The 26551-nt window shown below is 44.5% G+C and carries 25 protein-coding genes and 2 pseudogenes; 19 read left to right on the forward strand and 8 right to left on the reverse strand.

Features of this window, described 5'->3' with window-relative positions:
- The first annotated feature begins 430 nt into the window (after nt 1-430).
- The 6 genes and pseudogenes from ACQ4MX_RS15430 to ACQ4MX_RS15455 all read left to right on the forward strand — a co-directional run bounded on the left by ACQ4MX_RS15430 (nt 431) and on the right by ACQ4MX_RS15455 (nt 6193).
- Nucleotides 431-2137: a CocE/NonD family hydrolase gene (locus tag ACQ4MX_RS15430; protein WP_431085748.1), complete on the forward strand. Its 1707-nt coding sequence runs from the start codon at nt 431-433 to the stop codon at nt 2135-2137.
- Nucleotides 2138-2554: 417 nt separating this feature from the next.
- Complete coding sequence (locus ACQ4MX_RS15435; RefSeq protein ID WP_431085750.1) at nt 2555-3016, forward strand: phage tail protein; 462 nt, start codon at nt 2555-2557, stop codon at nt 3014-3016.
- 555 nt (nt 3017-3571) lie between these two features.
- Nucleotides 3572-3781 (forward strand): winged helix-turn-helix transcriptional regulator, encoded by a 210-nt coding sequence (locus tag ACQ4MX_RS15440; protein ID WP_431085752.1) that lies wholly within the window; start codon nt 3572-3574, stop codon nt 3779-3781.
- A gap of 184 nt (nt 3782-3965) precedes the next feature.
- Nucleotides 3966-4241, forward strand: a pseudogene (locus ACQ4MX_RS15445) (hypothetical protein); the annotation flags it as partial.
- A gap of 121 nt (nt 4242-4362) precedes the next feature.
- A pseudogene (locus ACQ4MX_RS15450) lies at nt 4363-5312 on the forward strand (esterase/lipase family protein).
- 119 nt (nt 5313-5431) lie between these two features.
- Nucleotides 5432-6193, forward strand: coding sequence for an AAC(3) family N-acetyltransferase (locus ACQ4MX_RS15455; protein WP_431085753.1), 762 nt, complete (start codon nt 5432-5434; stop codon nt 6191-6193).
- Between the two features lie 205 nt (nt 6194-6398).
- On the opposite strand, the gene ACQ4MX_RS15460 is transcribed toward ACQ4MX_RS15455, so the two are convergent.
- Together ACQ4MX_RS15460 and ACQ4MX_RS15465 are read right to left on the reverse strand one after the other, a co-directional pair.
- Nucleotides 6399-7340 (reverse strand): NAD(P)H-binding protein, encoded by a 942-nt coding sequence (locus tag ACQ4MX_RS15460; protein ID WP_431085754.1) that lies wholly within the window; start codon nt 7338-7340, stop codon nt 6399-6401.
- A 91-nt stretch (nt 7341-7431) separates the two neighbouring features.
- The gene (locus tag ACQ4MX_RS15465; protein WP_431085756.1) at nt 7432-8319 is read right to left on the reverse strand and encodes a LysR family transcriptional regulator; all 888 of its coding nucleotides are present in this window, start codon (nt 8317-8319) and stop codon (nt 7432-7434) included.
- Nucleotides 8320-8640: 321 nt separating this feature from the next.
- Between ACQ4MX_RS15465 and ACQ4MX_RS15470 the strand changes: the two genes are divergently transcribed.
- Both ACQ4MX_RS15470 and ACQ4MX_RS15475 read left to right on the forward strand, forming a co-directional pair.
- Nucleotides 8641-9057 (forward strand): hypothetical protein, encoded by a 417-nt coding sequence (locus tag ACQ4MX_RS15470; RefSeq protein ID WP_431085758.1) that lies wholly within the window; start codon nt 8641-8643, stop codon nt 9055-9057.
- 69 nt (nt 9058-9126) lie between these two features.
- Nucleotides 9127-9339, forward strand: a complete 213-nt coding sequence (locus ACQ4MX_RS15475) for a hypothetical protein (protein ID WP_431085760.1) — start codon at nt 9127-9129, stop codon at nt 9337-9339.
- Between the two features lie 131 nt (nt 9340-9470).
- Here the strand turns inward: ACQ4MX_RS15475 and ACQ4MX_RS15480 are convergent, their stop codons facing one another.
- Nucleotides 9471-10916, reverse strand: coding sequence for a DEAD/DEAH box helicase (locus tag ACQ4MX_RS15480; protein ID WP_431085762.1), 1446 nt, complete (start codon nt 10914-10916; stop codon nt 9471-9473).
- A gap of 69 nt (nt 10917-10985) precedes the next feature.
- Nucleotides 10986-11258, reverse strand: a complete 273-nt coding sequence (locus tag ACQ4MX_RS15485; protein ID WP_431085763.1) for a hypothetical protein — start codon at nt 11256-11258, stop codon at nt 10986-10988.
- 388 nt (nt 11259-11646) lie between these two features.
- Here ACQ4MX_RS15485 and ACQ4MX_RS15490 point away from each other — a divergent pair, with 388 nt between their 5' ends.
- The 3 genes from ACQ4MX_RS15490 (at nt 11647) to ACQ4MX_RS15500 (ending at nt 14353) form a co-directional block, all read left to right on the forward strand.
- Nucleotides 11647-13146, forward strand: coding sequence for a malate:quinone oxidoreductase (locus ACQ4MX_RS15490; RefSeq protein WP_431085765.1), 1500 nt, complete (start codon nt 11647-11649; stop codon nt 13144-13146).
- A gap of 630 nt (nt 13147-13776) precedes the next feature.
- On the forward strand, nt 13777-14070 hold the full coding sequence (locus ACQ4MX_RS15495; protein ID WP_431085766.1) for an alpha/beta-type small acid-soluble spore protein: 294 nt from the start codon (nt 13777-13779) through the stop codon (nt 14068-14070).
- 160 nt (nt 14071-14230) lie between these two features.
- Nucleotides 14231-14353, forward strand: coding sequence for a DUF2992 family protein (locus ACQ4MX_RS15500; RefSeq protein ID WP_431085767.1), 123 nt, complete (start codon nt 14231-14233; stop codon nt 14351-14353).
- A gap of 92 nt (nt 14354-14445) precedes the next feature.
- Here ACQ4MX_RS15500 and ACQ4MX_RS15505 read toward each other — a convergent pair whose 3' ends face one another.
- A complete protein-coding gene (locus tag ACQ4MX_RS15505) occupies nt 14446-15027 on the reverse strand; it encodes a TetR/AcrR family transcriptional regulator (RefSeq protein WP_431085769.1) in 582 nt (193 codons plus the stop codon).
- A 318-nt stretch (nt 15028-15345) separates the two neighbouring features.
- Between ACQ4MX_RS15505 and ACQ4MX_RS15510 the strand changes: the two genes are divergently transcribed.
- The 6 genes from ACQ4MX_RS15510 to ACQ4MX_RS15535 all read left to right on the forward strand — a co-directional run bounded on the left by ACQ4MX_RS15510 (nt 15346) and on the right by ACQ4MX_RS15535 (nt 22120).
- Nucleotides 15346-16407 (forward strand): LLM class flavin-dependent oxidoreductase, encoded by a 1062-nt coding sequence (locus ACQ4MX_RS15510; RefSeq protein WP_431085772.1) that lies wholly within the window; start codon nt 15346-15348, stop codon nt 16405-16407.
- Between the two features lie 24 nt (nt 16408-16431).
- Complete coding sequence (locus tag ACQ4MX_RS15515) at nt 16432-17370, forward strand: alpha/beta hydrolase (protein ID WP_431085773.1); 939 nt, start codon at nt 16432-16434, stop codon at nt 17368-17370.
- Between the two features lie 206 nt (nt 17371-17576).
- Complete coding sequence (locus ACQ4MX_RS15520) at nt 17577-17891, forward strand: hypothetical protein (protein ID WP_431085774.1); 315 nt, start codon at nt 17577-17579, stop codon at nt 17889-17891.
- A 187-nt stretch (nt 17892-18078) separates the two neighbouring features.
- Nucleotides 18079-19035 carry an endo-1,4-beta-xylanase gene (locus ACQ4MX_RS15525; RefSeq protein ID WP_431085776.1) on the forward strand — a complete coding sequence of 319 codons (957 nt, stop codon included), beginning with the start codon at nt 18079-18081 and terminating at the stop codon, nt 19033-19035.
- A gap of 622 nt (nt 19036-19657) precedes the next feature.
- On the forward strand, nt 19658-20953 hold the full coding sequence (locus ACQ4MX_RS15530) for a GntP family permease (RefSeq protein ID WP_431085778.1): 1296 nt from the start codon (nt 19658-19660) through the stop codon (nt 20951-20953).
- A 21-nt stretch (nt 20954-20974) separates the two neighbouring features.
- Nucleotides 20975-22120: a glycerate kinase family protein gene (locus tag ACQ4MX_RS15535; RefSeq protein ID WP_431085780.1), complete on the forward strand. Its 1146-nt coding sequence runs from the start codon at nt 20975-20977 to the stop codon at nt 22118-22120.
- Between the two features lie 175 nt (nt 22121-22295).
- On the opposite strand, the gene ACQ4MX_RS15540 is transcribed toward ACQ4MX_RS15535, so the two are convergent.
- On the reverse strand, nt 22296-23291 hold the full coding sequence (locus tag ACQ4MX_RS15540; protein WP_431091348.1) for a CdaR family transcriptional regulator: 996 nt from the start codon (nt 23289-23291) through the stop codon (nt 22296-22298).
- Between the two features lie 358 nt (nt 23292-23649).
- Here ACQ4MX_RS15540 and ACQ4MX_RS15545 point away from each other — a divergent pair, with 358 nt between their 5' ends.
- Nucleotides 23650-24156: a hypothetical protein gene (locus ACQ4MX_RS15545; protein WP_431085782.1), complete on the forward strand. Its 507-nt coding sequence runs from the start codon at nt 23650-23652 to the stop codon at nt 24154-24156.
- A 12-nt stretch (nt 24157-24168) separates the two neighbouring features.
- Here the strand turns inward: ACQ4MX_RS15545 and ACQ4MX_RS15550 are convergent, their stop codons facing one another.
- Nucleotides 24169-25113: a GNAT family N-acetyltransferase gene (locus ACQ4MX_RS15550; RefSeq protein ID WP_431085783.1), complete on the reverse strand. Its 945-nt coding sequence runs from the start codon at nt 25111-25113 to the stop codon at nt 24169-24171.
- Between the two features lie 66 nt (nt 25114-25179).
- Between ACQ4MX_RS15550 and ACQ4MX_RS15555 the strand changes: the two genes are divergently transcribed.
- The gene (locus ACQ4MX_RS15555) at nt 25180-25536 is read left to right on the forward strand and encodes a hypothetical protein (RefSeq protein WP_431085785.1); all 357 of its coding nucleotides are present in this window, start codon (nt 25180-25182) and stop codon (nt 25534-25536) included.
- A 39-nt stretch (nt 25537-25575) separates the two neighbouring features.
- Here ACQ4MX_RS15555 and ACQ4MX_RS15560 read toward each other — a convergent pair whose 3' ends face one another.
- Entirely contained in the window at nt 25576-26490 is a 915-nt protein-coding gene (locus ACQ4MX_RS15560; protein ID WP_431085786.1) for a phosphatidate cytidylyltransferase, read from the reverse strand.
- Nucleotides 26491-26551 lie beyond the last annotated feature (61 nt).

Consider the following 26551-nt stretch of genomic DNA (forward strand, 5'->3'; position numbering starts at 1 on the left):
TATGCACTTAAAATCAAAAGCATTATATCATAAATTGTTCCTTCAAGCTGAAATAAGTAGTTTGATTAAGAATACGGAAGAATTCGAGAGATAATTTGCGGAAATCCTCATCCAAGGATGCCATTCTCAATAAAGACCAGAGTTGAATTACTGCATTTGCAGGAATATACTGGTTTTAGTACACGTGTACTAAAATTGTTCTGGATAATTATTGGGGGAGTGAATCCACTTGCAAGAAATCAGAAAGAGACCTAGGAGATATCCTGTTTGATGTTAATGGAATTAAACAGTTCTATGACGAGGTTTCCAGCAAGGATAAGAGCCTAGTAGTATATCCAGGGAAAGTTCACAATGCGATTGAACAGGATACAGAAGCACGCTGCTTATTGATTGACTGGTTTGAAGAAAAACTATCAAATGGAGGCAAGCTATGAATCCACTACCTATCGACATTAACGAAAGAAGTAATCACTTTTATGAACTTACTTGGAAAGAAGTACAGATTCCTATGAGAGACGGGAATTATCTCGCCGCAAATCTTTATCAGCCTAATGTGGATGGGAGTTTTCCAGTAATCATGACGATGTGTCCGTACGGAAAGGATCTGCATTTCTCGCAATTTGCTCCTGCTAATCCAACGATCGCAATAGAATATACACACTCGCAGGATAAAGGGCCCTTAATTAGTTGGGAAACACCAAATCCTGAATTTTGGGTGCCACAAGGCTATACTGTCTTGCGAGTAGATGAACGTGGTATCGGTAATTCTCCAGGAAAGCTGGATATATTATCAAATGCTTTGAAGAAGGATTATTATGATGCAATCGAATGGGCTGGAACGCAACCCTGGAGCAATGGAAAGATAGGGCTGCTGGGCATCTCCTATTTGGCTATGAGTCAATGGGCCGTGGCATCCGAACAACCTCCTCATTTAGCTTGTATCATACCTTGGGAAGGTACAGTAGATTATTATGCAGAATTCTGTTGTCCGGGCGGAATCCAGGCGAACGGTTTTCTTTCATTCTGGTGGAAGAACGGAGTTTTGGCGCATCAATACAATCCCGATGGAAAATTCTCGGAAGAACAATTGCAAGCCAATCGCATTGATTTCCCGGAGATGGTAAAAAAGAATCCATTACGTGATCAATCGTGGACGAATCGATTTTCTGATTTGAGTAAAGTAGAGGTGCCTTTATTATCCGCAAGCAACTGGTTTAGCGCCGGAATGCATACCCGTGGAAATTTCCTGGGTTTTCAGAATGCGGTATCAGAGCACAAGTGGCTTGAGGTACATATCGGGAGCCATGTTGGCGCATTTTACACCGCTCAGGGTCGGGAACTGCAGAAAAAATTTCTGGATTATTGGCTTAAAGGAATCGATACTGGCATAATGAGGGAACCGAAAGTGAAGCTTGCCATTCCTCGCGGAGGCAATAACTACACATGGCGCTACGAGAACGAGTATCCGCTTAAGCGCACCCAATGGACCCGCTTTTACCTTGATGCAAGCTCGAATCTGCTTTCGCAAGAGCCTCCGCAAGCCAAGGCCCAGCTTTGCTATGAAGGCGATAAGGAGTGCGAGTCAAAGCACTGGGCAAAGCCTTTTATGGTGAAAGAATTCTCGAGAGAGGAAAACAATTCAAAGCGTGTTCTGTTTGAAACCGATCCGTTTGATAACGAAACAGAAATTCTCGGGCCTATCAAGCTCCGTTTGTGGGCATCGTCAACTACAGATGATATGGACATTTTCGTATCTTTGCGAAATATTGACTCACTAGGCAATGAGGTCGTTAACTCAGGAGCACTAACAGAGAAATTCCCAATTAGCCAGGGCTGGCTGCGCGCTTCCTTACGTAAAACTGATGATGAATTATCCACGGAGTATAAGCCTTATTACACCTTCGATGAGGTTCAAAAGCTGGTTCCAGGAGAAGTCTATTGCTTGGATATTGAGATATGGGATAGCGCAATTGTTGTAGCTAAAGGAAACCGATTGCTCCTGGAAATTGGAAGCCAGAATCAAAGTGGCTGCGCACTGCTGACTCAGACGGGGGATGACAGGGTTTGGGATGCAGACATTACTCTATATACAGGGGATGAATTTGATTCTTATTTGTTGCTGCCGATCATACCCTAACTGAGTTCAAGTTGACATGCTCCCCAACGCCCATGATTTTCAAATACTAAAAGCCAGCCGACTCCGGAACAGCTTCCGATAGTGTCCATCTTCTACCTCCCGATTGTTCATTACGTTCCGTCCATTGTTTGTATATCGCTTATCCCACATCTCCTGAAGATCACCCGTAACATTTTGCTTCAGGCGCTTCACTGTAAAAGAGCGTAAATTTGATTTTGATCACTCTGTGCATGCAGATCCTCCTTTTCCGTCTTTCGTATTGGCTTTGAATATATACAGTATCCTCCATAAAATGTAAACAGATAAGTTTCTACGTGATAACGGCGGAGGAGTGTACCAGTAAGTTGTGAGCGCAGAACCGTAACATAAATAGCAGCAAGTTTTTTTGGGAATAATGAGATAAAAGGAGAGATGGAAATGCCCTATATCGTTGATTTTAATAATGTGTCTACGGTTGGTTTAGAGTCTTCACCTGTAGTAGAAGCGCTTGCTGGTTTGCGTGCTAATGAAGCTCGTTACTTTATGAACAAATACAAGCATGAATTTACGGTTGTGTCAGCTAGTGAAAGTCAGGAGACCCTTGATTATGTGAACCGAGTACTGAAAGAGCGTGATATTGAGTTTGCGGCCAAACCTTTAGAAACGTCACGTTTTCAAGTGGAAAATATTAAATTTGCTTACGTCTTTTATGAGGATGGTCTTGAGGTCAACGTCATGTATACGGTTGACGACACTAAGAAGCGGGCCGTTGGTTTTAAGCTTTCTGAGGGGATGGAGGTACCAAAGGAGCTAGAAGGGAAGTTTAAGTTTGCTAGGCAGAAGTCAAAACTAGCTGGAACAATTCGGGGTTCGTTTTTTGTAATTAAAGGAGAATATTAAAGTAAGCAAAAGCGCAATTGGAGAAATCCATCCACTTTTTCTATTTGCAAAAAAGATGCGAGATCAAAGAAAGGGCTATCCCACAAAAGGATGGCCCTAAATCTTGCCGATACAGACAGCGCGCTGAACCTTACCATAAGTAACGGCAAGCAATCTACAATATAATAAGGGCAGTGTTACAAAAATGAGAGTGTAGAGTGGCGGTGATGCTCCCCGTCGATTAAGCAGTTAATACGTCGTGTGATACTTGAATGATCTATTCAGATGAAATTGCATTTGAAAGGCGTTTGAATATTTTCTTTCCCAGCCAGTCCGCTGATATCAGATTTGGTTTTCATACAAGCTTTCCCCCCGTTATGGTGTGCACTACATACATAATAACGTTTCCGCGTTCCATCGATACGTTTTGCTCCTTGTTATATACCGTTGGCATTGTGGGCATTTTATAATTCCAGTCAGTGGAAATGGCCCTACGTACTGATGGGGCGCTCCTGTCGATTGTCTATCAAGATTAGCATTTGCCTTATCCCATATATCGTTTTCGATGATTAGCTAATGGTCACCTTACCGTTACTCAAAGTATACGTCAAGGTTCTGTCAGAAGCGTTGAAGGAATTGGTTACGGACAGTCTCGTTGAACGGACGGTATATCCAGAAATACCGCCTAAAGTCTGTTATAAGATCATGGAATATGGAATGACACTGAGTTCGATCTTTGAAGTGTTGCATGAATGGGGAAAAGAACACAATAACCGGTCGAACTAACGGTACGGCTAGTTTTGCTTCCAACGTTTGGAGCAGACTAATGCCCTAGTGACGGCGAGCCCATCAAGCGATTTTGGGCGTGCGCATGCCCTATTCGCACAAGCAGGCAGCCCGCCCCTGGCGTAAACTGAATTATAATCAGTGAGCGAGGTGAACTTCCATGGCACAATCGAATGAGATGCGCGCACGCAAACCGTCCGTCCGTTTGCGCTCCCGCAAGCCGGGCGTCAAGGTGTCGGCATTCCTGCCGATGATGGGCTCGCTGCTCGGCGGCCTGGGCGGCGGCGCTGCGGGCGCAGGATCGCTCGGCGGTGCGCTCGGTGGCGGCCTGCGGCTGTTCGGCATGATCCAGAAATTTGTTCCGGTCGTGAGGATGGGCTACGGCATGATCAAGTCCATTCGTCCGTTCTTCGGTGCCGTTCAAGGCTTGATGACCCCGGCCGCGCCGGATAACGAATAATCGTATATCTGTCAAAGGGGGCTATTATATTCCATTTATTTTAACGGCGCTAGCCCCCACTACAGTCGCATATAAATAACATAGTGATCACTAGAAGCATGAACAGAAGGCGGATGAAGCTATGATAAAGTATTGTACACGCAAACAGCCCCTCATTTTTATTCCAGGGCTGTTCGGGTCCATGAGCGATATCATTGTTCCTGGGACGGGAAACTGGAGCTTCGGCGCCGCAGGGGCATTCTATGAACCGTTTGTTCAACAATTAGAGCATATGGGTTACCAGATAAATATTTCGCTATTCATTGCATTCTACGATTGGAGACAGCCAATCCCGTATTCTGCGCATACATATCTTTTTCGGACTATACAAGAAGTCAAGCAAAAGACGGGGTGGTGCAAGGTAAATTTACTTGGGCACAGCATGGGCGGACTTGTAATTAGAGCGTATGTACAGAGTGCTTATTATCAAAATGATGTGGACCAGCTCATATCAATATGTTCTCCCAATGCCGGTTCGCCAGTCAACTATTGTTATTGGACGGGGGAGATGCTAGAACACAATCCAGAAGCTCCGTTCAATATTGTTTCGTTTATATGAAAGGATATCTCGATTATCTGACCCAGATATGCCGAATGGGTAGAGTGGAAGCGATTCATAAGTATTTTCCAAGCCTGTTGGATACTGTTCCGTCCCAAGATTATGGAGAATATTTGATCGTGAATGAGCTGGATTCGATGAGGTTTATTCCCTACAAGACAATGAAAGTCAAAAATTTATTTCTAGATAAATTGAATAGGTGTCAAGACCTCATACAAGCTAGAAGTATTGAAGTGACCCTTATTGCAGGGATTGGAAAAAGCACGATTCAGTATCTGCAGAATGATCGCAGTTCTTTGACACAATTATGGGATATTGACACCGCCTGGAGCACAATCAATAGTCAAGCGGGAGATGGCAATGTCATAGTGAGCAGTGTTTTTGTACTAGATGAAGATCAACATTTGGTAGAAGGGGGACATATGGGAGCGTTATTCAGCAGCTATCCTTTTCTAAAAAGGAAGATAACGTGACCTCGAAGGACTGGTCGTCTTTGACATGCAGTCTTTTCGTTACTGTTTCAGACAGCACGGTGAACTGTATTATAAATAATGGAAACTTTTTGGTATAATAACCCGGGAGGGAGAAGAACATGCACACGATAGAGAGCTTAATAAAGCAGTTAGAGCAGCTGGACATTGACAGCAAAGGGACGTTGTTGGTCCATTCTTCGATGAAAAGTATGGGGCCGGTCGAGGGTGGCGCGGATACAGTCTTGGATGCGTTTACAGAGTATATGAAGGATGGGCTGCTGGTGTTACCCACCCATACGTGGTCCTACATCAATGCGGATAATCCGAGATTTTACGTGGATCGGTCACCTTCCTGCGTTGGAATACTACCCGAACTTTTTCGCAAACGGCCTGGTGTGGTGCGTTCGTTACACCCCACTCATTCGGTGGCAGTATTAGGTCGGGATTCAATAGAGCTCACAAACGACGATCATCGTTTCGATACTCCATGCGCTAGAGATTCCGCCTGGGGGAAGTTGCTCGACCGAAGGGCGACCATATTATTAGTTGGGGTCGATTTAAAACGCAACACATTTATTCATGGAGTCGAAGAATGGGTGGACATACCGGGCAGGTTAACGGATGACCATGAGATGCTTTACACGGTTCTACCTGATGGAACGGAAATCCCTGTACCTTCCCGCAGACATTGTGGGTTATCGTGGTCGGAGCATTTTTGGAAAGTAGATGAGGTCCTTGAAAGTAAAGGTGCGATGTATAAGGGACAGCTTGGCGATGCGGTTGTAAGGGTTTGTGATGCGGCTATGGTGGCGGAAGTCATCACGGAAATGCTCAAGGACAATCCGGATTTGTTCTCGGATAATCTTCCCTTGGATCATTAATATGGATTATGAAAGGGCCGTCTTGCTCCCGGCATTAATCCAAGACTGGATAATGGCTTGACCGATTAGATTACAAAAACTCTGGGTTCCTTGGTGTAGGTACCCAGAGTTTCGCTTTGTTGATGGTATGCAGGGAGCCGAGCGGCCCCACTCTTCGGACGTAAATCAGCTTCTGATCTCTCCGCAAACATTGTCATGACTTGGATTAATTATCTTTGGAGTGTCGTTCCCCCACTTGGTACTCATTTGCATGTTCAAACATATATTTCACCGTTACGGGATCTTGGCCCGTCAGCTTCTTGAAGTCGTCCGTAAATATATCCATTTTCCCTAAGCGAATTGCTTGTCCAAAGGTAACCATACCTTCAGAAGAGAAGGGGGCTTCGGAATCTTCCGCAAATTTTCCATCCGTTGTTCTGGGAACACCCATGGCATCAAATATGGCGTAATTTTCTTCATCCGTGATCTGCTTGTAGGTAATATGATGACCCGTTACTTCATTTCCAATCTCGATAAAGTCGGACATTGTTATTGATTCAGGACCATTTATATTTAATATCGCCTCATGATAATTGCTTGCTGCTAATGCATAGGCGACAGCCTTTGCACAATCTTTCCGTGAGATATAGGCCATCTTGCCGTCACCCTGGTTATTTTTCAACACGCCGTCCGACTTCACATAGGTGAAATAATTGGTAACCATGGCTTCCGCATATTGCGAATTACGCAGGAAAATATAATCTAACCCGACACTTTTGATATAATCTTCGGTATATACATGGTCCAGTTTTTCAACACTCGGATTGGATTCATCCGCCGCGTTAACCAATGAAGTATAGATGATTTGTTTTACTCCAGCTTCTTTCGCCGCATCGACCACGTTTTTGTGCGCATTTTGGCGTTTTACCCCCACAAAAGGCATGGAGATTAAAGCAAGCTTATCTGCATTAGCAAAAGCTTTTGCAAGACCGTCTATTTTATTAAAATTGGTCACATGCGTTTCAATGCCTTGATCTGCATATTCTTGTAAAGATGCCGGATCATATGCACAAAAAATAATTTGGTCTTTTCCCACTAATTTTAATAAATATTCAGCCGCTTGTCTGCCCAGATTGCCATCCACACCCGTTAATAAAAACTTACCCATGCTCGTCGTCACTCCTTGCTGAAATGATCTACACTTATATATTATGTGAAAAAAATAACAATGTATAACACAAAAAACTTATGGACTATTGCTAAAACGAATTTTGTATTTGATGCAGGAATGAGTATAATGCCGGATTTGAATTATTTTTTAAGTAGCCGATTTCGATTTTAAAAGTATGGTGTGAATCATGTATAGGAATGAGTCGGACCTCTTCTTTCAGGTCAGCAAGATCATAGTTATCTGGAAAAAAACCAATTAAATTTTCTGTAATGATATAAAACAGCTCTGTTTCGACATCATCTGCGGTTCGAAGGATGCTTGGTTGGTAACCATCTTCCATGGCATGTTGAATCATTAAATAATAGGAGTCTCCAATGACCATTGGATTCAGCATAACAAGCGGATGCTCATATAATTGATCCTTTGAGATGGATTCAAAACAGAAGAGGGGATGTTGTTTACTTACAGCCGCGTAGTATCGTCCGCTATATAATGTATGGGTTAGAATTTCCTCTTTCCCATGAAACTCTGAGTCAAAGGCAACGGCCACGTCATATATTCCTTTTTGCAGATACTCAGCGATGTCCTTTAGCAATACTTTATTTAATTCAAGTTTAATCTTTGGATGATTTTCTTTAAATGAAGGAATGAATTTTAACAAGCTTTGGATATCTGTGATCGCAGCATATTCGATGCTCAATAGTTGGGCATTATTTTTCTGGAAATTTTCCATGCTTGTTTTCATATGATTATATTGCTTCCAGAGCACGACGGCCTCTGCATAAAACAGCCATCCCGCTTTTGTGGGCTCAATCGGAATTTGTTTTCTGTCAATTAACTGAATGTTGAACTCATTCTCAAGTGCAGCAATTTGTTGGCTAATTGTAGTCTGCGATACAAAATTTTTCTTTGCTGTTTCTGTAAAGTTTCTACATTCAACGAGATCTATAAAATATTTTACCCTTTTTAGATTCATGTGTACCTCCAATTGTATGAAATTTATTATACCTTACGTTCCCGCCATAAATTCAAGCCAGCATACCCTAATGTTAATGGCAAACCGGCGGTTCATAATTTGGAGGTAATGTCAGCTTATTGGTGCCCGTTGCTAAGTAAAGAATAAGCATAAGGATTTCCGCTACAGATTCTTAGACACGCCAAGCAGACATGCAAAATGTGTGTATTTGCTGACCCGTTGTTAATGTACCGGAGCATCCGAGTTTATCCTAAAAACGGATAAGATAAACCTTATCACAAATAACTGCAAGTTCATTGAACGGAGTAGGGAGAAGATAGTATGCTTATTTCTAATCATTTAAAAAAGTATAAACAGGCGATGCTTTTACTCCCCAAGGCTACATTGCTATCCAAAGAAGACCTGCTGGTTGATGATTTTTTAATGGAGCACAATGGGCTCCTTGAAATGTACTACGCGCCGCATAATGAGTACATTAATCCTTCTGCCAAGGTGGTCATTATTGGGCTAACGCCCGGTTGGAGACAAATGAGAATAGCTATACAAGAAGCAAAAGCAGGCCTGGAAAAGGGCCTTTCAGATGAGGAGGTATGTAGAAAAGCGAAAGAAGCAGCCGGATTCGCGGGAACAATGAGAATACATTTGATCGACATGCTTAATGCACTTGATCTTCATCGGCAGTTGAACATATCGTCCTGCGGCGAATCGTACCATAAGCTTTTTTGGGGGCGGGCCTAGCGGGAATCAATCTTCTAAAATGATATCACACAAACCAACCCGATCAAAAATAAAATCGGAAGTTTTTTTGTGTCGGTTCGGAATATTGAGAAGTCCCGCAGTTGGTATTGTCAGGTTTTAGGGCTGCTTGAAGCTGACTGCGAAATCACGAACGGTCACTTGTGCTCACTGCCAGTGGATGGAGTTGGGATTATTTTAGATACGATGCCGAAGTGGGAAGGCGATCAACCAGGTGGAGCCGCGTCTATCGAGACGCCCGCTTTTATGCTAATGACAGAATGATTGGACATCTACCCCGCATCGGAAAAACAGCCCAAAGAGAGATCGACCTCTATTCAAAAAAGGTGATCTCTCCGTGGTTAAAGATTCACATCCACTGATTTGCTTTCAGTCTTTTTCGTGCCGTGTAGCTTCTACCTATTCCCCTTACGCACCTTTAACAGCTTGCCTTTTACGGTCGTATTCTTCATAATCTCCAGCACCAGTGGGCCCTTGCCATTCAGAATCTCAACATCTGTCACATTATCAAGAATCGTAATAATCCCGATATCGTCTGCGCTTACCCCGTCCAGCTTAGCGATTGTCCCAACAAAGTCGACAGCTCTGAGTTTCTTCTTCTTGCCGCCATTGAAGTTCAGCTTCATAATCTGTTGGTTTAATTGCTCGCGCTTATCTTTTTTGAGTTCAGTTCTGACATGTAGCTTCTGTTCAAAATCTTCTCTACGGAGATCCACAGCCTCTTCTGAGGGAGCTTTTACTTTCGGAATCGCGAATCCAATATATGCTTCAATATCGGCTAATCGTTTGCTATCCTTAGGAGTGACCAGGGTAATGGCTTTCCCTGTCTTGCCTGCACGTCCCGTACGTCCCGTGCGATGAACATAGCTTTCCTTCTCAAGGGGAATATCGTAGTTAATGACATGGGTAATATTGGTGATGTCGATCCCCCTTGCGGCAACATCTGTTGCGATCAAGTAACGGAATTGCCCCCTTCTGAACGCATTCATCACCTCGAATCGCTCATCCTGCTCCATTCCACCATGAATCCGGTCACATGGATATTCGAGATCAGCCAATGCTCTGAATAATGTATCTACATTCTCCTGCGTACGACAGAAAATAATACAACTGTCAGGATTCTCAACAATGAGCAGATCTTGCAGCAGTGCCAGCTTGTCCGATTCGTTCACCTGGATAAGAGAGTGATCAATCGTGGCTGTCGTTATACCAGTCGCTTTTATTTCAATTTCAATAGGATTGTTCATATATTTACGCGACAGTTTGGCTACATCTTCAGGAAAAGTAGCGGAGAATAACATCGTAACCCTGTCATCAGGCAGAGCCTGGATGATGGACTGAACTTGCTCGATAAAGCCCATATTCAGCATTTCGTCAGCCTCATCAATCACGAGATAGGCAATCCGATCTAACGATAGCGTGCCTCGTTCAATATGGTCTAGTACACGTCCTGGCGTACCTACAGCGATATGCGTTCTTTGCTTTAACTCGGCCTTTTGTATGTGAAAAGGATGTTTGCCATAAAGGGGCGTTGCTTTTATCCGCTTAAAGCGTCCAATATTTGTGATGTCTTCGGTGACCTGTAATGCGAGTTCACGGGTTGGCGTCAGGATTAAAGCTTGGGATTTATTCTCATTCCAATCTACTAACTCACAAAGTGGAATACCATATGCCGCTGTTTTGCCGCTACCTGTTTGCGATTTGGCGACAAGATCCTTCTTTTCAAGCGCAACTGGAATGACTTCCGTCTGAATTTCGGTGGGCGTCTCATAACCCAAGCTATTCAGCGCTCGCACAATTTCTTCACTTAATGGGTAATCTGAAAAATGCTTTTGACTCATTTTCAACCTCTTCTGCGCTGTATTTGAATACCTATACATATAGAATGTCATCGTGTATCGAACTTATACTCATATAGTATACTCTATATTCAGGTTCACTCTAATACATATCAATGATTCCCCCAAGCTTGCCGTTACAGACAGCGCAGTGATTGTATCCCAAGCGACATGCACGAGTGCCACAAATGCCTCTTGGTCACGAAACTGATTAGCCCCGTTTGGCTGAGTTGGCAATGACCTGCTCGGCAGAATAGGGGGGTACTGATTACCAATCCATTTTTGAAGATCAATGACTACTAGAGCTGTTTGGTTCCAATTGTTGGTTCTCTTCGTTTTGGGCATCTTTCTTCCCAGGCCAGGGACTCTGCTGACCTTCAAGTTACGATCAGTATTCCTTTGGATGACTCAACAAAAGAAAAAATGAAGAGACTCCTTGGCTCAGGTCATCGCTTTACTAGTTAAGCAAGTACGGTGAACCGTACCACAAGGATAGTAGAGCGGAATGTCGAATTAGTCCTGTATAATGAGTTGTGGGCGATTTATCACTTTTTTTTCTCATAACGAAATGGTTTATAATTAGTAGATAATAGTCGATATAATTTTTAAAAGACTATAAACTAGTTATAATAGAGACAGAAAAGGTATGTTCCTGAGTGGAGCCTTCTTCTTGTATCACCTAAGCAGGAGGGCCTGCTCTTTTTTGCAAATATAAGAGATAAGGAAGGTTTTTATGAGCAACATACAGAAAAAAACAGACGTTATCTTAATTGGTGCCGGAGTCATGAGCGCGACTCTGGGATCATTGCTGAAAGAGTTAGCACCGGAATGGGAAATTAAAGTGTTTGAGAAACTCGCAAACGCAGGAGAAGAAAGCTCTAACGAATGGAATAATGCGGGTACGGGCCATGCTGCACTTTGCGAGCTGAACTATACATCCGAAAAAGCTGACGGATCTATAGATATTAGTAAAGCTGTGAACATTAATGAGCAGTTTCAGCTCTCAAGACAGTTTTGGTCTTTTCTTGTAAACAGCGATTTGATTCGTAATCCGCAGGACTTTATCAAGCCAATACCTCATATGAGTTTGGTAAGCGGAGAAAAAAATGTATCTTTTTTAAAAAAGAGATTTAAAGCGCTATCAAACGTTTCTCTGTTTCAAGGAATGGAATTTTCCGATGACCCTGAAAAGCTGAAAGAATGGATTCCGCTGATCATGGAAGGCCGTACATCGAATGAACCGATCGCGGCAACCAAAATCGACTCTGGAACAGATGTCAACTTTGGTGCTTTAACACGTATGTTGTTTGACCATTTAAAAAGTAAAAACGTTGAGATCAAATACAAGCATAGTATTAAGGATATTAAACGCACGAGCGACGGCTCGTGGGAAGTCAAAGTGCATAATCTTGATAACGGTAAAATCGAATACCATACTGCGAAATTCATCTTTATCGGCGGTGGGGGCGGAAGTCTGCCTTTACTACAAAAAACCGGTATTCCTGAGTCCAAATATATTGGAGGATTCCCGGTAAGTGGACTATTTATGGTATGTAACAATCCTAAAGTTGTCGCGCAGCATCATGCAAAAGTATACGGTAAAGCTAAGGTTGGTGCTCCTCCCATGTCTGTTCCGCATCTGGATACAAGATATATCGGCGACAAAAAAGCACTGCTGTTTGGGCCGTTTGCTGGCTTCTCACCAAAGTTCTTGAAAGCGGGTTCAAATTTGGATCTGATCTGTTCTATAAAACCAAATAACCTCTTCACGATGTTGGCAGCAGGTGTAAAAGAGATGGCGTTGACCAAATACCTGATCCAGCAAATGATGTTATCGAATGAAAAGCGCCTGGAAGAATTACGCGAGTTTATTCCGAACGCCAATATCGAGGACTGGGAGATCGTGGTAGCGGGTCAACGTGTGCAGGTGATCAAAGATACGGAGGTCGGTAAAGGCACCCTTCAATTTGGTACGGAAGTGGTTAGTGCCGCTGATGGCTCGATAGCTGCATTACTCGGCGCTTCTCCGGGTGCTTCTACTGCTGTTAACGTTATGCTGGAAGTATTAGAAAGATGCTTCCCACAACATATGAAAGAGTGGGAACCGAAAATAAAAGAAATGATTCCTTCCCATGGCGTGTCACTAGCGGAAAACCCAGAGCTTTTCCAAGAAATTCATGCTTTCACAACGCAGGCGCTTGGTTTGGGCGAAAAAGAACCGCTTCATCGTTAATTTTGGATGTAGAAACAAAGATATCTCGGGCTTGTATTCCTTTCTTTAGAGGCAGTTCGTTGATATATTAATATATCCTTTTTACCGTACTTTTACCATTCCTTTGGTATCAGTGCTTTCCTTGCTCAGTTATCCATATTATCCTTAGATGCAGATAATGTGTCATACCAAACGGTTTAAGGTGAAAATAATGATCGCAGATTTAATGCAAAAAGTGATGTTTATTTATAGCCAATGAGAGGATTAGATTAGCATGCTATAAGACTGAGCCTTTATCTCAGTCTTTTTCGTTGCCGAAGCAACTAACGAGGTGAACCGTATCATAAGTAACGCAAAGATATGGGTGTAAAGATGCGTAGTCCTGTGGAGTCTTACCCTATGCTACGTTGTAGACCTCGACCTTTAAGGACGTGTGGTATCAGGAGGGAGCAGACCACTTTTGTATTGAATGAGCGGTGCTACTATACCATGCCTGTTCCTCGATAAACATTGACCAGCCCTTCACTAGAAGCTGAGATCCCATTCGGGTTTTTCCGAATTGAATTGTAACCTGCACCGAAGTGGAAGCGGGATGAAATTTTGTGCTTCCGGGCATGTTAGGGAAAAAGACATCGAGGGGAGTGCATCAAGATGGCAAGAAGAAGGAGGAAATATGCGGTGCCAGGGGTGGAACAGGGAATGCAGGCTTTCAAAGCAGATGTAATGAGGCAGGAAGGATATGCCGTTGATCCGAATCATCCGGACGACGTAAAATACGAAGTTGCTAAGGAGCTTGGTATACCTCTGCAGCCAGGTAACAATGGCAGTCTGACTACGGAATCAGTGGGCCATGTAGGCGGCAAAATTGGCGGTTCCATGGTTCGGGAAATGATCCGTCTCGCCCAAGAGCAATTAGCGAACAGGGACAGTCCTGAAGACAACTAGGAGTACGCTATGCATTGGAAAAAGCTATTGCAATGATCGTTTGTATCACATTCGTATGGCCTTTTTGACAGCAAATTCTGAAGTGTCTGCTGCATCTTATGAAAGCATTGACACCATTACACTGCAGAAGTCATCTTGCTCTATCGGCGAAGGATGAACTTTGGACTCATCATACAGCTCTAGCCAAGAAGTCAACCCAAAGCGGCTTGCTCGCAAGGCTGAGGATGAAGAGAAAAGTAACGACGTATCCTCCTACGCTCAAGAGGCCTTAAAGTTGGAGTAAGAGAAGTGGAAGTTGGAAAGGGCACCCGATTGGGTGCCCTTTAAACTGCCGTTTTAGTAATTCCCATTCGTTAAAATTGAACTCATTCCGAATTACTTAAGCAGTGTAAGTGTCACCGCTATCGTGTTATCAATAAATGATCGCTCCGGACGAGACTTTATCATTACGGTCAGTCCAATTAACGATACGACTAGCGCCTGTGATACAGCCTTCGCATCGAGCCCGATCTCAAGCTCGCCTGATTGTATACCTCGTTCAATGGTTTCTTGAAATATAACCGATAGGTACATTTGATGTTCCCTTGTAAGAATTTCAAATTTCTCATCATGAGGTGCAAGTTCAACCATTGTATTGATGCAAAAGCATCCTTTTCTAGGATTTTCTGCATATTCCTCATCGACCACACCTTCAAAAAAAGTTCTAAATGCTTCTTTTACAGATGGGTTGCTTTGAAGCTTGGCTCGGATCAGAGCAGCACGGGACATCATGTATTTGCGCAGCGCAGCTTCGAACAATTCTTTTTTGCCTCCAAAAGCTGAATATATACTGGGGCGTTGAATTTCCATTCTGGAAGTTAAATCACTTAATGAGGTAGCCTCATATCCCTTCTCCCAAAATATTTGCATAGCTGCATCTAATACTTTTTCTTCGTCAAATTCGCGGATTCGTCCCATAATCAACACCTCTCATTACTCTTGATTTTATTCTTAATTCAATGACTCTGATCATAATTGACAGGAGTCTTTATTTGCGTACCAATTAGTATGTTATTATCTTATAATTAGCTTGTTAGATTGTCAAATGCAGTTTGGTTTATCGCACCAAGGAGATATCGATATGAAGGTAAATCAAAGTGTTTTTACTAAATTTATTGACATTATTCTTTTTGATGAGTTATATTTACTGGGAAAAATATTTTACCGATCAGTATGATATTTTATCGGTATTTAATTGGCATACAAAGAAGGCTATTAGAATTGGAGAGATGGACCATGGAGATAGGTATTACTTCGTTTGTAGAAACAAAGCCTGACGTTCAGACAGGTGAAGTGATAAGTCACGCACAGCGATTGCGTGAAGTTGTCGAGGAAATTGTCCTTGCTGATCAAGTGGGACTTGATGTGTTTGGTGTAGGTGAGCATCATCGGCAGGATTATTCGGCATCTTCACCAGCAGTTGTGCTGTCAGCGGCTGCAGCGCAGACGAAACGGATTCGGCTGACTAGTGCAGTGACAGTGCTTTCTTCAGCTGATCCCGTTCGCGTTTTTCAGGATTTTGCTACGCTGGATGGTATTTCGAATGGACGTGCGGAGATTATGGCTGGCAGAGGTTCCTTTATTGAATCTTTTCCACTGTTTGGCTATGACTTGGATGACTATGATGAGCTGTTTGAACAACATTTGGAATTGCTCCTTAAGATACGGGAGTCCGAAAAAGTAACCTGGAAGGGCGGGCATCGGCCAGCGATTAACAATTTGGGCGTGTATCCACGACCGGTTCAGAATCCTTTACCGATATGGGTTGGAAGTGGGGGCAGGCAGGATTCTGCTATCCGAGCAGGTCTGTTAGGACTGCCATTGATGCTGGCGATCATTGGTGGAAACCCGACGAATTTTGCACCGCTCGTGCAACTTTATAAGAAAGCAGCAGCGCACGCTGGTCATGATGAATCGCAGCTTAAGGTTGGGTCGCACTCGATAGGATTTGTCGGAGAGAATACTGAACGAGCTGCAGATACATATTTCCCTTCTACGATGGCAGGTATGAATAAATTAGGCAAGGAGCGGGGCTGGGCGCACTATGATCGTTCTAGTTACGATGCCGCGCGCAGCTTTGAAGGTGCGCTATATGTTGGCGATCCTGAGACTGTTGCCCAGAAGATCATTCACCTTCGCAAACATGTAGGCATTACACGCTTTATGCTGTATGTTCCGTTAAGCACGATGCCGCATGCCGAGGTGATGAGAGCCATTGAGCTGCTGGGAACAGAGGTAGCACCCCGAGTCCGGGAGGAAATAACCAAGTGGGAAGCTGAGACGGGAAAAAGATCATAAAAACCAAACATAGGAGTGATTCGCATGGATTTTGAAAATCGTTTGTTACCAGAATTAAGGCCGGTAATTGCACAATTTCCTGGCTTTCAACTGGAGGAAAATTTAGAACTGAGCAGAAGCTATTTGTCGAGTTCCCCCATTGAGCAGTCTGAGCACGTACGCACGACAAGCCGGATGATTCCGAGCGTAGCAGGCGAGATATTAGTCAAAATCTACGAACCTGCCCAGCGAACTGACGTTAAGCTTCCGGCCATGCTGTGGGTTCACGGGGGAGGCTATGTGATGGGGCATCCTGATATGGACGATGCTTTGTGCGAACGCTTCGTGCAGGCGGCCAAATGCGTCGTCGTATCGGTCGATTATCGACTTGCTCCCGAGCACCCCTATCCAGCTGCCATCGATGACTGTTATGCTGCTTTGACGTGGATGACCGACGAAGCTGAGCTGCTGGGCATCGACTTGGGCCGGATCGCAATTGCCGGTGCGAGCGGGGGCGGCGGTCTGACCGCAGCACTTGCTTTAATGGCTCGTGACAAAGGCGGCCCATCCCTCATCTTCCAAATGCCGCTATATCCGATGATCGACGACCGCAATATTACGGCGTCAAGTCATGAAATTACGGCCGATAACGCACCATGGAACCGGAAGAACAACTTGGCGGCCTGGAACATGTACTTGGGGGATCGTACTGAAGACACCGAGGTGTCCCCATATGCGGTGCCATCGAGAGCGGAAAACTTGGCTGGCCTGCCGCCGACCTATACGTGCGTAGGCCAGCTCGATCTGTTCCGAGATGAGACGATTGAATATACGACACGCCTTGCCCAAGCGGATGTAGACGTCGAATTCCATCTGTATCCCGGCACATTCCACAACTTTGAAGGGATGGTTCCGCAAGCAGAAGTAAGCCAGCTTGCTAGCCAAAGTTATGTGGACGCGATTGCAAAAGCACTTAATCCTTAAACAATTAAAGGGGCTGTCTCCAAAGGTCTGAAACGACTTGGGAGATAGCCCCTTTGTAATACACAGATCAGGATTTTGCAAAAAACGATTCCTGTCGCTCCCTAGTACAATATATAGACGAACTAGACCATTTCGATCTATATATTGTTCATTCAAAGTCGCTTATTGGATTTTGCAAATTCCTCAGTTATCAAAGATGGTAGGGAATGAAATTCGTCATTTCAAGGATTACACGTTTGTTTGTCTTAAAAGGAGGCCCTGGTACGGGGAAATCAAGGCTTATTCGAGAAATTGGAGAGCATATGGCACAGCAAGGCTATGAGATATGGATTCTTCATTGCGCAGCGGATAACGATTCGTTGGACGGAGTAATTATAACCAATTTAAAAGCAGGAATCGTGGATGGAACAGCACCACATGTCATTGAGACCGAACTGCCTGAGACAGTCATCGTACACGTGGATGTAGAGCAGGCAGCCGATAGGCTTCAGTTGAATCTGCAGAAGCAATTTTTCGCTTAGATTTAATTGAAACGATGTATAGCAAAGGATCGCAGATGTTTGGCTGTCCCGCAAGGATGTAAAGTTTTTCGGGTTAAATCTTTATTTTCACATGTAGCAAAAAATAACCATTCATTATTATAATTGTAAATGTAAGCGTTTATTTAATTGGAGGTATTAAACCTAATACGTGTGAGGAGGAGATTATATGTTGAGAGTTAAAGTAGGCAAGTTGGTGAGCAGTTTGGCGTTGGCAGGTGTGTTGTTATCTTCTGTTCTGGTAAATCAGGCTGATGCTGGTCTGGCGAAGGGAAGCAAATTCCTCGGGAATGTCATTGCCGGCAGTGTCCCTCCTAGTTACGGAACGTACTGGAATCAGGTGACGCCAGAGAATTCGACCAAGTGGGGCTCAGTTGAAGGCAGCCGTAATAACATGAACTGGTCGCAGGCGGATACCGCCTACAATTATGCCCGTAATAATGGCTTCACATTCAAGTTTCACACCTTGGTATGGGGCGCCCAGGAGCCAGGATGGATTGGCGGACTGTCGGCTGCTGATCAGAAGGCGGAAGTGACTCAGTGGATTAAAGCTGCCGGTCAGCGCTATTCGAATTCGGCGTTTGTAGATGTGGTGAATGAGCCACTGCATCAGAAACCGTCCTTCCACAATGCCATTGGTGGTGACGGATCGACCGGATGGGATTGGGTAATATGGTCGTTCCAACAGGCCAGACAAGCCTTTCCTAATTCTAAGCTCCTTATAAATGAATATGGGATTATCAACGATCCTTCATTAACTGATCAATATGTCAATATTATTAATCAGCTCAAGAGTAGAGGCCTGATTGACGGAATTGGCATTCAATGCCACCAGTTCAGTATGGACACCGTCTCAGTTAACACGATGAACACTGTACTGAACAAGTTAGCGGCAACAGGATTGCCAATCTATGTGTCTGAACTGGATATAACTGGTGACGACAACACCCAGCTTGCCAGATACAAGGAGAAATTCCCGGTATTATGGCAGCATTCTTCGGTGAAGGGCGTTACGCTCTGGGGATACATTCAGGGGCAAACCTGGATATCGAATACACATCTGCTGAATACGAACGGCTCGGAACGTCCCGCGCTCCAATGGTTGAGACAATATCTGGGCAGCTAGTGCCAATGGCGATGCCAAAAACCCCAGATGTGGAGTTTTGCTGAGCGGGGGAGACGTTTACTTGACTAAGTCTTTTGTAGAGCGACTTTAAAGCTTAAGCCCTGGGTGAAAAGATGTGCTCCCAAGGCTTTTTTCTTTTTAACCTATATGCACGAATACATAGAGCACACTTGGCAATTACTAAATGCATAACTTTAACCCACTTGAAATAATTTGTGGTTTGCGGAAATGTTCGGGCTTGCTCCTCCAGATGAACAAATGAGGCAAGAAATATGAAAGAATTAAAGACATATATATGAGAGAATGAATAATGGCCTATCTTTTTTGGTAATCTCTATTGTTGGTGAGCTTATTGGCACTTCAATGCTTAAGGCTTCAGAGGGTTTTACCAGACAGTTAGCTCAATCGTTTGAAAATGAGATAAAATATATAGTGGTCCAAGTAGAAAATATGCAAACCAGTCTTTTTTTGAAGGGTGTTCAAAGTCCAGATTCCTGAAGGGGAATATGGGCTCTTTGTATGTGCAAATGCACAATCAATTTCGTCCGTTCTTCAATATTTTTCATCCTCCGCAGTCGATATAATGAAAGCGTAATCAAAAATTGCCCGGGGGGTTAGGCAGATGGAAGGGTTGACGATCAGTTGGATAGGAGCTCTGGCAGGGCTGGCTATTGCGATTATTCTGATATTAAGAAAGCTGAATCCGGTTTACGCTTTGTTTTTGGGAGCCATTATAGGCGCTTTATTGGGCGGGGCCAATTTAGAGCAGACCATTAGTGTGTTGATTAGCGGTACGCAAAGTGTGATGGGGACGGTCATTCGAGTGCTCGCCGCAGGTGTATTGGCAGGTGTGATGATGGAGTCCGGGGCGGCGGAGACGATTGCTCAGGCCATTGTAAAAAAGTTTGGCGGTAGCAAAGCGATCCTCGCACTAGCCTTGGCGACGATGATTATTACGGCGGTAGGCGTATTTATTCCCGTCGCAGTGCTGATCGTGGCACCTATTGCATTGTCGGTCGGGAACAAAATGGGGATTTCCAAGCTGGCGCTTCTGCTGGCCTTATCCGGAGGCGGAAAGGCGGGGAACATCATCTCTCCAAATCCCAATACGATTGCGGCGGCACGTGGATTCAATCTGGATTTAAGCCATGTTATGCTGGCAGGTGTGGTTCCTGCGGTATGTGGTTTAATCGTGACCGTCCTGGTGGCGTCTATGTTGAAAACCAAAGGCGTGATGGTATCCGACCAGGATACGATGGACAGTGATGTCGATACTTCGAAGTACCCGGCGCTGGGACGGGCGATTGTAGCTCCGTTGGTAGCTGTTATTTTGCTGATGATTAATCCGATTGGTTCCATCTCCGGTATTGAAGCGCTGTCGAGTTTCAAGGTGGACGCGATGTACATTTTGCCGATTGCCGGGATTGTGGGTATGCTGGCAATGGGGCAAGGACGCAATATTTTAAAATATTCGGCCTCTGGTTTGAATAAAATGACGGCGACCGTGCTGATTTTGATCGGTGCAGGCGGGATTGCGGGTCTGATCTCTGCGTCCAACTTGTCTACTCAGGTGGTTGGCTTGATTGAAGCCTCGGGAGTTTCCGGCACATTGCTGGCACCGCTTGCAGGTATTCTGATGGCGGCTGCCACGGCGTCGACCTCAACGGGAGTTATTTTGGCGACAGGCTCGTTTGGGGAAGCGATTCTGAATATGGGGACGGCCCCGTTGGCTGCAGCTGTGATGGTGCATACAGGGGCTACGGTCATCGACTCCTTGCCACAAGGCAACTATTTTCACGTCACGGCAGACAGTATGAAAATGAGTATTAAGCAACGGATGGGACTCATCCCTTATGAAGCTATTGTGGGTGGAACGATGACGATTGTAGCGACATTGATGTATGGATTTTTGCTTTAATATTTAGGATGGGGTGAGAAGATGAGCGAGAAGACATTTGTGCTGGCGCCGGATTCCTTTAAAGAAAGTATGACAGCAAAAGAAGTATGTATCGCGATGGAGAAAGGACTGCGCAAGGTGTATCCGGCCGCAAATTATGTCCACATCCCGATGGCGGACGGCGGTGAAGGAACGGTACAGTCACTGGTGGATGCGACAGGCGGTCAGCTTCGTTATATCGAGGTGACCGGACCGCTTGGAGAACCTGTAGCTGCTGCATACGGCTTGCTGGGAGACGGCACCACGGCGGCAATCGAGATGGCATCCGCCAGTGGAATCCATTTGGTTAACAAGGATAACAAAAACCCGTTAAAGACAACAACCTACGGCACAGGGGAGTTAATCCGTGAATGTCTGAACCAGGGAATTCGAAAAATTATCATTGGCATTGGCGGAAGCGCGACGAATGATGGCGGTACAGGAATGGCGGAAGCGCTGGGCGCCAGATTTCTGGATGCAACAGGCAATACTCTTCCACGCGGTGGGGGTAGTCTGGGCGAGCTGGCCAGTGTTGATATTTCATCACTGGATGGTCGCTTGCAGCAGGTACAACTGATTGTAGCCTGTGATGTGACAAATCCGCTGTGCGGAGAGCATGGGGCATCTCAAGTATTCGGGCCACAAAAAGGGGCAACCCCGGAGATGGTGCAGCAATTGGATGCCAATCTTGCCCATTACGCCGATGTGGTGAAGCAGCAGCTGGGCAAGGATGTGCGCGATCTCCCAGGCGCAGGCGCAGCAGGTGGATTGGGTGCGGGGTTGCTGATTTTTACTCAGGCGGTACTGCAAAAAGGTATTGAAATTGTGATCGAATACACCGGATTAAAGCAGAAGCTGGGGAATGCGGATATCGTTTTGACGGGAGAAGGCGGTATTGATTTTCAGACCAAATTCGGTAAAACTCCGTATGGAGTAGCTCAGGCGGCAAAACAGTCTGGAAAAAAGGTCATTGCGGTCGCAGGTTATATCGGGGAAGGGATCGACACGTTGTACAAGGAAGGAATAGATGCGGTGTTCGGCATCGTGCCGGGAGCCTCGGAGTTGGGTAAGCTGCTAGCCGAAGGGCCGCAAAACGTAGAGCGTACGTGTGAGAATATCGCAAGAGTGCTTCAATTTAGCGAGGAATGAGCAGATTGAAAAGCGGGTTATAAACATAAAACGGCATAATACAAATACGATATAATACGAGCGCTCGCCTGCAATCCTGATCTTAGCCAAAGGAGATTGGCTGAGAAATTCGGGAGTGACGGCGAGCGGAAATATGTTATTTGTACCGAAAAATGATCTGGCATAATACAGCAGTTCATTGATACAGTGCCAATAAGCCGTGCGTAAGCTCAAAAAGTTGAAGGAGATTCCGGGGATCTTTACCCGTTAAGGTATGGATGCGCTTCAGGCGGTATTGCAGTGTATTCCGGTGAATATTTAACTCGTCTGCGGTGAAGGAGACACTGCCGTTATGGTTAATAAAGCTTCGCAGCGTATCCAGCAAATCCACGGTATCTTCCAGCTTGCTAACCAGATAGAGTGTGTTCGTCAGGTTCGTTTGACTCAATTTGACCCAAAATTCGACTTCTGCAAAAGAGATTATTTGCACAGGCGGGCGCAGAGCCAGTAAAACATTCATGGCTGACTTGGCCTGCAAATAACAATCCGCAATGTTATGCTCTTGTCTGCTGACGGCAATCAGCACATGAGGATGGCTGCGCACAAGTGGCTCCAGCAGCTTGTCTGTCGCCTCCTGATTTTGCATCAGGATGAGATAGCTGTTCTCCTCCATACGAAAGGACGGATGCTGCATGAATATACTGGACAGCTCGGCTACATTAACCGGGTCGTCAGGAAGATACTTTACATATACCGCCGAAGTTTTTAGAAGCAAATCAATGTGATATTGAGCCGCTTCTTTTTTTATTTTTTGGGTATAGGCCCCCTGATGATTTAACAGCATTTCCAGCACGGATTTTTTACGGTTGGCTTCGTGGGCCAGATGCTCCAGAGAGATTCGCTGCTCGATCAGGAGCGATACCGTGGTTTTGACGATATTGCAAAAAGGCCGCACTTCATCGGGATTGCCCGTAATGCCAATCACACCGACTCGTTCATGATGAATGACGATGGGCTCATTGGTCCCCTTTTTCTCATAGTGGCCGTCCTGCCATACTTCAATCATTTTCCCGGTTTCGAGTGCATGAACTGCTCCTTGGTGAACAGTCCCAACCCGTTCGCTTTCGCCGCTGCCAATGATGATGCCTCGTTCATTCATAATATTGATATTGTATGGAATATCCTTCATCATTTTATCTACAATGTCTTGGGCTTGTTTTTCGGAGAGCTGAAACAGTTCAGGATTCCTCCTCATCCATAGTGATGTAACGCATTGCACTTGTGAAAGAGCTTTCACTTGTTGTGCATCTGAACAACATGATAAGGCAGGTTGTCGTAAATGTCAGCCTATTTTATCATAGATATGAAATCGTTTGCTTTATCCAGACACTTTAATTGGTTCAGCCGTTTTTGGGTGATATTTGCGTCAAACTATTGAAGTTTATAAGGAAAGTAAACTGGCGACTGGGTGATTTCCGCCGGAATTTATAGGGAACAGACATGCATGCTGTTACAGTCAATTCCATCTGTAGTATATTGGGAGGTTACTTATGAACAAGCTCATTATTTATACCTTAGTGGGAATCTTATCTATTGGTATTTTGATATCTTGTGCAAATAAACCTGATTCTACTGCTCAATCCGCAACTGAGAATTCCGAAATAGAAAAAACGGAAAACCAACAAGTGAATAAACAAGTCGATACAGAGAAATTTAAAACAGGGCTTTCTGTGGATTTAGATACTATCCGTGATCCATTGTTTAGTGACGATATAAAAAGACTTTTAAAAACAACACTGGATTCCTTAGCCAACAAGCAAGAAAAAGAGTTCCGAAACGTATTTATCAACGAAAAAACGGCTGACGCCTATATGTATTTGTTTGGGAAAGATTATTATTTTAATGAGATAGGTAAAATCGAAGCAGATCAGAACGGCAGAGTAGTCGTTGAAATCAGGGGTAAAGTTAAAGATGGTACAGGAATACAAACTCCTAATGCGTACTACTATTTTGTGAAAAACGATCAGAATCAATGGAGTTTGGGCAGTATTGATTAATGTTCTAGCCATTTAAGAAGAGCGCTCAGGACTGGAAAAGGTTTTAGTGAGAAGCTGGACGGTGGGCGAGATTAAATCGTCCTCTGAAATGACAGGAGTACACGGATAAAGCGGCATACCCATTTCATATTGCTCAAGGGAGCCTTTTACGAATCCCATTTTTTGAATAAAACGTTCAAGAGAGTCATTGTCGAGGCTAATGTACACTTTCTCAACCTTTTGGGTCTCTGCTGCTCTATGAAGGAGGGCGCGTCCAAGTCCTTGGTTGCGGTGCTTGGGATCGACCCAAAGAAAGTTGACCTTACCCTGCGGACTCATGGCCACCATGCCGAGGCAGGCTTGATTCACATCGCAGATACCGAGAAAAGCTTCCTGTGTACTGGCGGCGTAATAAGGTGTGTCGCATTGCCAATGGATGTGACAATCGGTGAGTGTCTTACGAAAAGCCTCAACTTCTTCAAAGGTAATTCCCTTAATTGTATATAAAGTTGAGGGAGCATCGGGTGGTGCGGAAGGCAGGGTGCCGTTGTAGTATTTCAACGTATAGCGCGTCTGGTAGCCATGTTTTTCATATAATTTGACGGCCCGATGATTATCCTTGATGACTTCAAGCCATAGCTGCTGGCAGTCCGCCGATACGGCTGTCTGTTTATGCAGTTCAAGCAACTTGTTGCTAATCCCCTGACCACGGTAAGCCGGAGCGATGCAGAGCGTGCCGCAACGCATGGTCTTGTACCCGTCGAACTGCCGGACACCGCCGAGAATTAAGCCGATCGGTTGATCCTCATCCATGGCAAGGAAAGAGTGATTCCGTGTATTACCCTCTGGACCAAAAAAACGTGCTGCGAAATCGTCCTGATCCGTGGTCAGGCGAATGGAATAATCCGAGAACCCAAGCGAAAATGCCTGGAAAATGTGTTCCATGCCAACGTCAGTGCATCTCTTATAGGTGACCATCGTTATGCTCCCCCTAGTAATTCATGGTATATTTGGATTATAGGAGATTATAAGGAGGCTATCAAATTGAGGTTTTATGAAAATAAAATAGTCCAGGTGGTCATTGCAATTCTCTATCCTATTGCAGCATTCGTGATATTAAGCAATGGTCGCTTGATCGGCTCATGGACTATTCCAGCGATCCTTGCGATATTGTTTTGTTTTTTGTGGAAAGATCTTTGTTATCTAGCTATCTCGAATGTCTTAATGTGGCTGGTATCCGTACCTATGTGGTGGCTGTTCGTTGAGCGCATGAGAGAAGACCAAGGTCCGGCCATTTTTATTTCATCCTTGCCATTCATTGTGCTGTCACACGTATTTATTGTATTGATCCCCCAAATATTAATTGTACTATGTAAGAATGTTATCTTGAAAAAAGCCTAAAACCCCTCACCACGAGATGAGAGGTGGTCCTTAGAATCACTACATAAAGTCAAAAAAATAACGGATCACGTGAAAAAAGACCGGCGAGGTGTAGGTCAAGCTATCGACCTGGCTTAAGTAGCTTTTCTTCAAAGCATCGAACTTGTCATCATCGCCAATTAATAAATCTCGCTTCAGCACGGAAACCGTTAAGCTGCCGAAGAAACCGCTCAAGCTGATCAGCATGCCGAAAATAAGCCCGAATTTCAGATCAAACGGTGTCAGGTAGGGATAGATTAGATAGGACGCCCCTATGGTTACGAGAAAAGCGAACGCAAAGCCTTCCCAAGTTAAATTGGGGTTGGAGGTCGGGACTACTTTCCGCTTCCCAAAATAGAGTGATGCCAGATAGTGTGCAACATCATTGAGCTGCGTCAACACCACTAGAAAAAGCACAAGTTTAGCCCCGTATTGCGGCGTAGCAAACTGAAAATAGGCCAAATGACTAAGCCCGAAAACCATCAGCATAAGTCCCCATTGGGTCGAGCTGACACTACGCAGAAAACCGACCGTGCCTTTGTTAATCAATCGCGGGAGAGGCAGCAGCAAGAATACATAGATAGGGATAAAGACAATAAACATCCCGTACCACCCGATATAAATCCAATAAAACTGCACAGGAATCGCCAAGTATGCCCATAGAAACAGTCTGCGGTCGGCTTTTCTGGATTTGATCATGGAGAAATATTCTTTCAGCGCAAAGAAAGTGAGTGCCATCAAGGAAAGCAGTGAAACAATCGGATTAAAAAGAGTTGCCAAGCAAAAGATAAAGAACATGCCCCACCATGTCTTGATCCGAAGTCCGATGGCTGCATAGTCTTTGTTGGGCTGTGTTTTGACGATCACAACATAAATCAATTGGATAGCCAATAAGGCTGTGAAAATAAGAATTAACGTTAATAGCGAGCTGTCCATTGCCAATCACCAACTTATCACGATGTAGGAGTCCATTATAGGGTTCCTATGTTATTATGAA

The sequence above is a fragment of the Paenibacillus sp. 8b26 genome (genome assembly GCF_050626875.1).
Classification (GTDB): domain Bacteria; phylum Bacillota; class Bacilli; order Paenibacillales; family Paenibacillaceae; genus Paenibacillus.